Here is a 10,036-nt window from a genome sequence, read left to right on the forward strand (position 1 = left end):
CTAACCACATCAGATTTTAATAATGCGATCGCAACAAGTGTGTTAATTGGATGAGTCAGACTCAAGCGACTGAATGTATTGAGGATGAACCGGTTTACGCCAGAAACGCAAGGGCTTCAGATAATTGACCTTTTTGTTTCAGTTGGTTAGCTGTTTGAAAATAGGTAGTCATGGTTTTTGTTATTGGCCATTGGCCAAATGGTCTTAATTTATCGTTACTTTATCAGAGTTAGGGTTGATCGTTGCTAATTGTGACTGCGCTTGTTTCAGTTTTAAACGCGAGCGATCCAATTCTCTCTGCATTTCTTCTGCCGTTTGTTTCCAACTATTCAACTGAGATTTTACCCCGTCCTTTTCCGATTGAGTCGCCTCTAATTTAGCTTGTACCTCCTGAGTCGAGCGCTGCCAAGTTTCCACTTGCGCTGATAAGTCAGATTTTTCTGCTTGAGTTTGCTGTAAGTGTGACTCTTTTTCTTTTAACTGAGACTGTAATCTATCCAGAGATTGGGTAAATTGTGCTTGTATCTGCTGTACTTGCTGGGCCAACTCTTTTGCTTCTCCAATAAAAGCCTCTTTTTGAGCCTCTAAAATAGCGGGGTTAGCCTCTGCATACGGGCGATATTTGTTAAAAATAATTTCCCTAGTGCGAGTAAAATCGGCTCGGTTATGGCTACTGGTGTTAGTGCCATCATTTCTTTGGGTAAATTCGCAGGTAGTTTCTTTGATATGGGCTATGTCAAATTTGCGAGATAGCCGAATTATTAAATCCCAATCTTCATGGGTTGATAGGGTTTCATCAAATAAGCCCACTTCATCTAAGCAAGATTTTTCGTGCATTAGACATAAGTTAGGAGTGCAGTTACTCACTAAGATTTTGTCATTATCAAAGTCTAAGGAATAGGGGACACTACGGTGAACAGTGACATATTCACCATTTTCTTTTTCCTGCTGTGCCATGACAGCATCGGTGTAGGCGATTTTATATTCGCTGTTTTCTAGGAATTTGACTAGGGTTTCGATGTGATTGGGGTAGTAGATATCGTCGTCGTCTAAGTAGGCGATGTATTTACCACGGGCGGCGCGGATGCCAGTGTTACGGGCGGCGGAACGATCGAGAGCGCGATCGTGTTTTTTGTAGACAATGTTACCCCTGGTATTAAGGCGTGATATGACTGATTGTACGTCAACACCACCATCGTTGACAACGATAATTTCTACATTTTTGTAGTTTTGACTAAGCACGCTTTCCACAGCAAAATTAAGCATATTAGGTCGATTTCTAGTAGGGATAATCACACTAACTAGAGGGACAACAGGAATTCGAGGAGATGATAACATTGGCCGTTGAACAGTTGCCCAAATCCAAGGACTCTTCCATTCAATTGAATTAATCTCAAAACCAGGCTCTCTTAACAACTGTGTAAGTTGCTTTACTGTGTAACCATTTCCAGCAAAACAATATTGTGTGTCTGCGTCAGCTTCCTCATCAAACTTAGCATATGACCCAGGAACATCTTGATATTCATGTACTTGAACTCTAAAGTATCCAGTCGGCTTCAATACTCTAAAAATTTCTCGAAAATAGCTTTTAACTACAGAAATAGAACGAATATGTTGAAAAACAATCATGCTATATACGAAATTATAGCTTTCATTCTTTAGTTCTTGTAAATCACTACCATTATTAACATACAAATTGCCATTCAGCTTGCCTTTTGCTAAATATTGCTTGCCAAACTGAATCATTTTCTCTGATATATCTACACCATCTACCAGTGTAAATATTTCACGCATTGCTTTAATTAGCCTACCAACGCCACAACCAATTTCCAAAACTTTCCATTCTGGTTTCCAAGGAATAGTTTCTAAAATAGCTTGAACTGACGGTTGTACAGACTGCTCCCATGCTTTCCATTGATCTTCCTCAGACATCTGAATAATAGCATCGTCAGTCAAAACCCTATAGAACATTGCTTCATTTAACGAACTTACGTTCCAAAACTCCACCTGCTTCTCTAAAAAAGCCTTATTTATAGACTCAGTAGTTATCTCTTGTCCACTTTGACGATAAGGTAACGCATTAAGTTCTTGTGAGGAAATTGTCCCCTCTACATTTAAAGGCGTAAGACTCTCATACCTAACTCCATAGTCTTGCCATATTTGATGAGTTTCTTGGGTTCCTACTGTTCCATTAGATGTAGATAAACCATTAGGATTGTAATAATAAATTCCCAAAATTTCATCTATATGAACACATTTCTCGTATTTAGCTATCCGTAGCCAAAATTCATAATCACCCGCAGAACGCAATTCAGCTTTAAAATACCCATACTTATGATGAAGAGATTTTTTCCACATGGGTTGTGGACCAACAATACACTGCATCTTAAGTGTTTCATACTCAAATGATGGCCAATTGAAGCATCTATCAGTTATAGTGGCAACCCAAGTATCATTAGGAATTGTAGTAATTAACTGGTTTGCATAAACCAGACTAACATCAGGATTTTTATCCAGAAATTTAGCCATAAACTCCAGCGCGTCAGGTCGATGCCTGTCATCAGTGTTAGCATTAGTAATATAAGTCCCGCGAGACATTTTAACGGCTCTATTCCATGCAGAATAAATTGTTTCACGTTCAATAGTACGCTCGTAGATAATATTCGGGTACTTTGCCTGAAAAGTGCGTATTATTGCTTGTTCATTTTGCTCAGATGCACTGTCAATTATAATAATTTCAACCTTACCTTGCTTGTACAGCGTTTGCTGCACCAAGTCCTCTAAGCAACCCTGAATGAAGTGCTCTGAGTTATAGGTAGAAATAATAGCAGAAACCGTAAATTGATTCGGTATTTTATGCACTTTAGCTTGCTCAATATTTATAGCAGGGCTAACTTGTTTTGTTTCTTGGTTATTATTGTTAGCTCCTAAAAATTTAGTAGGAGTAGTTGCATTAATTGTTTGCATGATTGCCGTCTTAACTATTTGTGCCATCCTAGACCACGAAAACTTTTTAGCCCGATCTAATCCAGCAGCAATTAATGGGTTTCTTCTTTCTGGTCTTTGAATATCTTGCAAAGCACAAACCAAGCTATCAACTTCATAGCTATTGACATACAAGGCTGATGATCCCGCCACTTCTTTTATAGATGAGTTAGCACAGGTAATAACTGGACAACCGCAGGACATCGCTTCTAAAATAGGCATTCCAAATCCTTCGTATAGAGAAGGGTATATTAGTGCTATTGCGCCAGAATAGGCAGTTGCTAACTCTTCATCAGTGAGACGTAATATGTGAGTTTGACTATCTGAAATATATTGTTGAAATTCAGGCTCTAATTCGTTTTTTCCCCCTGCACAAACAATAGAAAAATTATGTCGGTTCGGCAATTTTTCAAAACCCTTGAAAAATAATATGCAATTCTTACAACCTTGCCAACCAATTCTTTCGCCTACCAAAAGAAAGTAAGGCTTGCTAATGCCATAAGAATTTTTCCATTCATCAATTGTATTATGGTTAACTGGATAAAATTGAGAGGAAATTCCACAATGAGCTACTGTTACTAAATTAGGTGATATATGGGTAAAATATCCCATTAAGTCACGGGCAGTGTTTTCTGAAATAGTAAGGTATGCGGAAGCATTTTGAATAGCATAGTGTTTTTCTCGCCATTGGGAGTTATTTTGTTCATGACCAGTTAGCTCTGGAATCATATCATATCCCATAAATATAGAGGGGGTTAATATGGGAGTTGTATAGTATGTGGAAATAAAGATATCTGCACCTTCTTCATCACATATTTGCTGGAGCATTTGCCGATCCAACTCTGTTGTATCATAGTCATAAGCGGCTGCGGTTCGATACCGAATACCTGAAATTTTAGGGGCAGTTTCGGCGCGATCGATCACTGTCACATTTTTAGCAAAGCCGTCCCTTACCCATTCTTCTAACAAGGACTTCCATACCCTAGCTATACCAGTATTGTTAAGTTGAAAAAATACACCATCAACAATTACTCTGATATGGCTCATTTTTAATAATGATTCATCAAGTTGCTTAAACGCCCAAGTACCATCTTTCTTTTGAAAAGCAATCTGATTTACATATGACTCGGCTTTACCAACAATCGTATCGTCTTTTACCCATCCTAAATATTCACGCAATAAAACAGGAAAGTTTGTATTGTTTTGCAAACACAGCCACTGACTAACAGCATCTTTATAGCCATAATACTTTTCTTTAAAACTAAGTTGCTCCAAAGTTACATAAGCGAAGTGTTGAAATACTAACCCTTTTTCCTCTGTTTCATCATGACAAAAAGGATTAACTGTTGCGACATCCCGTCTTTGACCATTAGGTAATACCTCTATTAGTCGGGGTGGCTCATGTGCTTCCCAGATAAAACCTGGCTTAAATCGCCAAGTTCTTAGCCATTCTTGGTTAGGATTTTGAGTATAACATTGGCGAGTAGTAACCACTAAATCTTTGCCTACAAAATACCAACACCAGTACCACGCCGCTGTCTTATCTGGATTATTAATAAACATTTCTCTGGCTGTCAATATTTGATCGACAGTCCATAATTCATCAACATCTACTTGCCATAGTAAGCATTCTTCATTTATATTAGCCAGTGGCGCACTAACCATTTCTCGTTTACCATTCCAAAAAACCCCTTCTGGCTTTCGGTAAAGTGTAATATTCTCTGGGTATTGTGCCTTAAGTCGATCCAGGTATTCACTGGTTCCATCCTTGCTACGTCCATTTCGATGGAGTTCATTAGTAATGTTTCCACCAAGTTCAAGACTCCAAGCAGTATCATGTTTCAAATCAGCTACACCTTCAACTATGTGCCAGTGCCATTTGAAGGGGAGTTGCTTCAATATGTCAATGTGATACCGAACAAAGGGTTCACCGTTAAGGACGATCGTAAAAAAGTGGACAACTAATCTTTTCTCTGAAAAAGAAACTTGACTTTTACTTGCATAGATACTTTTATCTTGACTCAGTAAAAAAGTAGCTATTTTGGTAAAAGGAGGCTTAAACCCTATACCTGTACCCGTACCCGAGTAATCTTCAATAAAAATGTAGTCAGGAAACTTAGCCTTAAATTCATTCCATAGAGGCCCTAATTCAGGACAACCATTATGACGAATATCATCAAAAAGTAATGCTCCTCCTGGTGCTAAATGAGCAAAAGCTATTTCCAAATCTAATTTAGCGCCGTCATAACTATGATCGCCATCTATATTTATCAAATCAAATTCTTGAGGTTTGTTAGTATCCGCAAAAAATAGAGGTAGTGTTTCGTGAGAATCTCCCATTATTAGCGTGGGTAATTTCTTAATATTTAACTTTCCTAATTCCTCCATAACAAATTCGGGCCCCGGATTAGGAGCGTCAGCGTAATCTGATATCCACATATCAAACCCATATACTTCTGCATCAGGAGACTCGACTAACACCTGTGCTATTGAACGCCCCCGCCTGACACCTACTTCTAAATAATTTCTAGGTTTAAAGCTGTGAGCATACCAATTTAAAAAAGATACCGAATCAAACCAATTAGAAATATTCTCTTGCTTTGCAGAATATTTTTGCAAATCTAAGTTAAGCCACTGATCTGTAGTTAACTTAGAAATTAAAGCATAAACTCTGTGTTTAACTGTTGATGCTCTAATAGAGTCAATCAGTAAATGTTTAATATCGTTCACGTTGAAAGATGGCTCTGTCATTTTAGTATTATTTGTGTGTGCTAAACTGGTTTTTGAATTAATTAATGACTGTATCAGTTCTAAAGCGCTGCAGTTGAGACTGGGAGTGTTCCAGGTCGGCCTTGATTTGCTCTAACCAAGACTGTGATTGTTTTAGTTCCATTAATCTTTTCTCTGAAAAAGAAACTTGACTTTTACTTGCATAGATACTTTTATCTTGACTCAGTAAAAAAGTAGCTATTTTGGTAAAAGGAGGCTTAAACCCTATACCTGTACCCGTACCCGAGTAATCTTCAATAAAAATGTAGTCAGGAAACTTAGCCTTAAATTCATTCCATAGAGGCCCTAATTCAGGACAACCATTATGACGAATATCATCAAAAAGTAATGCTCCTCCTGGTGCTAAATGAGCAAAAGCTATTTCCAAATCTAATTTAGCGCCGTCATAACTATGATCGCCATCTATATTTATCAAATCAAATTCTTGAGGTTTGTTAGTATCCGCAAAAAATAGAGGTAGTGTTTCGTGAGAATCTCCCATTATTAGCGTGGGTAATTTCTTAATATTTAACTTTCCTAATTCCTCCATAACAAATTCGGGCCCCGGATTAGGAGCGTCAGCGTAATCTGATATCCACATATCAAACCCATATACTTCTGCATCAGGAGACTCGACTAACACCTGTGCTATTGAACGCCCCCGCCTGACACCTACTTCTAAATAATTTCTAGGTTTAAAGCTGTGAGCATACCAATTTAAAAAAGATACCGAATCAAACCAATTAGAAATATTCTCTTGCTTTGCAGAATATTTTTGCAAATCTAAGTTAAGCCACTGATCTGTAGTTAACTTAGAAATTAAAGCATAAACTCTGTGTTTAACTGTTGATGCTCTAATAGAGTCAATCAGTAAATGTTTAATATCGTTCACGTTGAAAGATGGCTCTGTCATTTTAGTATTATTTGTGTGTGCTAAACTGGTTTTTGAATTAATTAATGACTGTATCAGTTCTAAAGCGCTATTGACTGTTTTTTCTGTATCAAATGTGTTTGTAACAAAACTTACGGCGTTTTCTCCCATAGACTCACCACTCTCAATTTTAGTTAGTACCCTGATAATAGTATTTGCTAGTTCTTCAGCCGTATTGGGGGAATATAAAAATCCCGTCTTACCCTCTAAGAGGGTAGCGCTTACTCCACCACTATTGTGAACTACGGGAATACAACCACAAGCTTGTGCTTCTACCGCTACCAAACCAAAACTTTCAAGCTGAGATGGGACACATACAATACTATGTTGAGAGTAAACTAATGGCATTTCTGTCTTGGGTACGCTCCCATAAAAATATACGTTACCAATCTCAAGACTTTTTGTCCTCATAGCTCTTTCGTAAGTATCACCTTCATGCCACATAGTCGCGCTTCCATAAATGTCTAGTTGTGCATCTGGAAAAACTTGTAGCACATTAGAGAAAGCCTCCAAAAGTATATGAACACATTTGTGTTCAACAATTGCACCAGCAAACATAAGAGAATGCTTTTTTCTCTCCACAGGCTGTTTTGTGAATTTTTTGGTATCAATGATATTACTAAGAACACTAACTTTTTTGGATAAAACGCCTTGCTGAATAATGTGCTGCCGATGTAGTTCTGATAGGCATAAAACCCTGTCAAAGTCATTAACTCTATTTAATTCAACACTTCCTATATCCCAACAGTGTAGGTGCAAAGCCCAAACTTGATTTGGCGTTTTGACTGTCTGAGAAAAAGCCTGTAAATGAGTTGCGAAAATTATAACGTCATAGATACTCAGAAATCTTGATCGATTTTCTGAATCAGGCAATGGCAAAAATAAAACACCCTTATAAGTTTCGTTATCTCGAATATAATCCCCTGTAATATGAATAGAAAAAAGATCCGTTTTGGCTAATTCTGTTGCTAGAGTAACTACAGCGGAGCTTGAGCCAGCAAAATGTTGGCTAGAATTGGTTAGTCCTGTATAGTAGAAAAGGATTTTTTGGGGTGAGCTTAACAAAGATGTATTCTGAGAGAATTGGGACTGTGAGTCTTCCAACACCTGCTGAGTTTGATGCAGTTGAGACTGGGAGTGTTCCAGGTCGGCCTTGATTTGCTCTAACCAAGACTGTGATTGTTTTAGTTCCATTTGAGTCTCCTTGATTTTTTCTCAATAAAGTATTTTTTTGGTACGGATGCTATTCTAGTTCTTGATTCATCTCTTTAAAGCCAAACCAATTGCTAAAAAGTTTTAAAGCGTGGTCTGCATACTTAAGTACAAACTAACTAATTGTTTCATTTCCTCTCTTTCAATAGGATCTACTATCTCTTTTTGCAATTGTCCAATTTTCAGTAGTATATCATCAGATGGAACATGATGATATCTGTCAATGTAATTGAGGAGTAGAAACAGGGCTTTATTCCACGTTACACCATGTCGCTCACATATTATTTTTTGAACTTCGGTTGCCAAATCAAAACGCTCTGATGGCTCTAAGCATTCATATATAGGCGAGAAAAGAATGTCATTAAAAGCAGATATTGATATACTCAAATGTGGATATTCTCCCTGAAATTTGGGAAAACCATACGACACAGTTGCTTGTTTGTAGCCAGCACTTGTTTGACCATACTTTGAAATATGAATGTGTTCAACCATAAATCACATATATTACATTGAATGAACAATTAACTTGAATTAGAATTGAAAGTTTTTATGACATTTCCGTTCCTAAAAAAATGACAAGGAGGGAAAGTGTTATGGTTGCCTGCCCTCAACAATAACCTGATCTCTTAATAGAGACATTTTCCAGGGTTTTCACTTTTCCCAAAAAAGCAATTGATGCTATAAACAGCCAATCTCCTCCCATTGTATGATTCATTGGAACACCCAATAATTGATGGCGACGATACAGACCATACATAAATCCATTATCTCCTACATTTTGATAATAAGCTTTCACTCTTTCTGTTGCCTTATCCTGAGAGAATTCGCTTGTTTGACCTTCATAAATAAACTCCCTTTCACCGAGGTCTTGTTTGTTGTCTTCTTTGAAGTAGAATCTTCGTCCACAGGCTAAAGAATAATCTGGATTTTCTTGTAAAAAATTGACACACTGGCTGATATAAGAAGAATCTAAGTAATCATCATCAGCAAGCCACATAAAAAACTCTCCATCAGAATGCTCTAAAGCTTCCCTGAAGTTCCTTGTTGGCCCATAATTAGTATGTTGACGTATATATTTAATTCTTTCATATTGTTCACAAAATTCTTGACATCTCAATGGAGTTTCATCAGTTGAGGCATTGTCTGAAATGACTATTTCAATATTATCATAGTCCTGGTTAATAACTGAAGTAAGAGAACGTTTGATTAGATGGGCCCGATTATAAGTTGGAATACCAACACTAACCAATGGCTTAGTATTTAGTTTGGTTTCTAGCACCTGACTATAGGATGCGAGCGCGTCTTCTATCTTACCTACTTTCGCTAAAGCAATACCCAAGTTTTGGTAAGATTGGTGATAGGTTGGCTCAATCTCTAGGGCTCGTTGGTAGTGAACTATAGCCTCATCCCATCTTTCTGCATTAGCTAAATTATCACCCGCCTTAACCCACACTTCCGGTTTATGATAAAGCTCCTTACTATCCTCTAATTTTAGCTCTAACGCGAGCGCTTTTTCTAAATACGCGATCGCCTCTGGTTTTTTGTCCAACTGTAACCATATTTGCCCTAGTTCAGCATAAAGCATCGCCATTTCAGCATGGGCTTCAGCTAATTGTTGGTTTATTTCCACGGTTTAATCCCTCTGCGAATTACTTAGTTTGTTGTTGTTTTTTTCCAGTATATTGACCCAATCCGTATCAGAAGATGACTCATATCTGACTGACAGTGAACCTCCCTTGCATCAGTCGTTTCCACTCTTGTGAGTTAGTCAAACTGTAGGTATCAAAGGGCTGTCCCTTTTCCGCCGAGAATTGGCAAAAACTCTCTAACCAGTTGACTACAGACTCGGTTCGTGAAATAGGTGTAATTTTCAAAGACTCCTGCAAACACTGTTGCATTTTCTTCAAATCGCCACTTTGGTAAGCATACCACGCATCCCGCACTAGAAGTGTGTACGGCATCTGACTCTCGACACCTCGATCGCTAACAGCATATTGCTGCTGGAAATGCGATCGATCCAACTCTTCCTGAACTTGGAGAAGTTGAGACTGATAATGCTGGGACTCTTCCTGAACTTGGAGAAGTTGAGACTGATAATGCTGGGACTCTTCCTGAACTTGGAGAAGTTGAGACTGATAA

The 10,036-nt window shown here is 37.9% G+C and carries 4 protein-coding genes and 1 pseudogene; all 5 read right to left on the bottom strand.

What is annotated here, in order from left to right; translation table 11 throughout:
• Positions 1-204 precede the first annotated feature (204 nt).
• A complete protein-coding gene (locus tag QUB16_RS02585) occupies positions 205-5,736 on the bottom strand; it encodes a glycosyltransferase (RefSeq protein WP_333313807.1) in 5,532 nt (1,843 codons plus the stop codon).
• 37 nt (positions 5,737-5,773) lie between these two features.
• On the bottom strand, positions 5,774-7,879 hold the full coding sequence (locus QUB16_RS02590; protein ID WP_333313808.1) for a glycosyltransferase: 2,106 nt from the start codon (positions 7,877-7,879) through the stop codon (positions 5,774-5,776).
• 102 nt (positions 7,880-7,981) lie between these two features.
• The gene (locus tag QUB16_RS02595; RefSeq protein WP_333313810.1) at positions 7,982-8,389 is read right to left on the bottom strand and encodes a hypothetical protein; all 408 of its coding nucleotides are present in this window, start codon (positions 8,387-8,389) and stop codon (positions 7,982-7,984) included.
• Between the two features lie 115 nt (positions 8,390-8,504).
• Positions 8,505-9,527, bottom strand: a complete 1,023-nt coding sequence (locus tag QUB16_RS02600; RefSeq protein WP_333313812.1) for a glycosyltransferase — start codon at positions 9,525-9,527, stop codon at positions 8,505-8,507.
• A 79-nt stretch (positions 9,528-9,606) separates the two neighbouring features.
• Positions 9,607-10,036 (bottom strand): annotated as a pseudogene (locus QUB16_RS02605) (chromosome partitioning protein ParA); the annotation flags it as partial.

Source organism: Microcoleus sp. D3_18a_C4 (assembly GCF_036702415.1).
In the GTDB taxonomy this organism is placed as follows: domain Bacteria; phylum Cyanobacteriota; class Cyanobacteriia; order Cyanobacteriales; family Microcoleaceae; genus Microcoleus.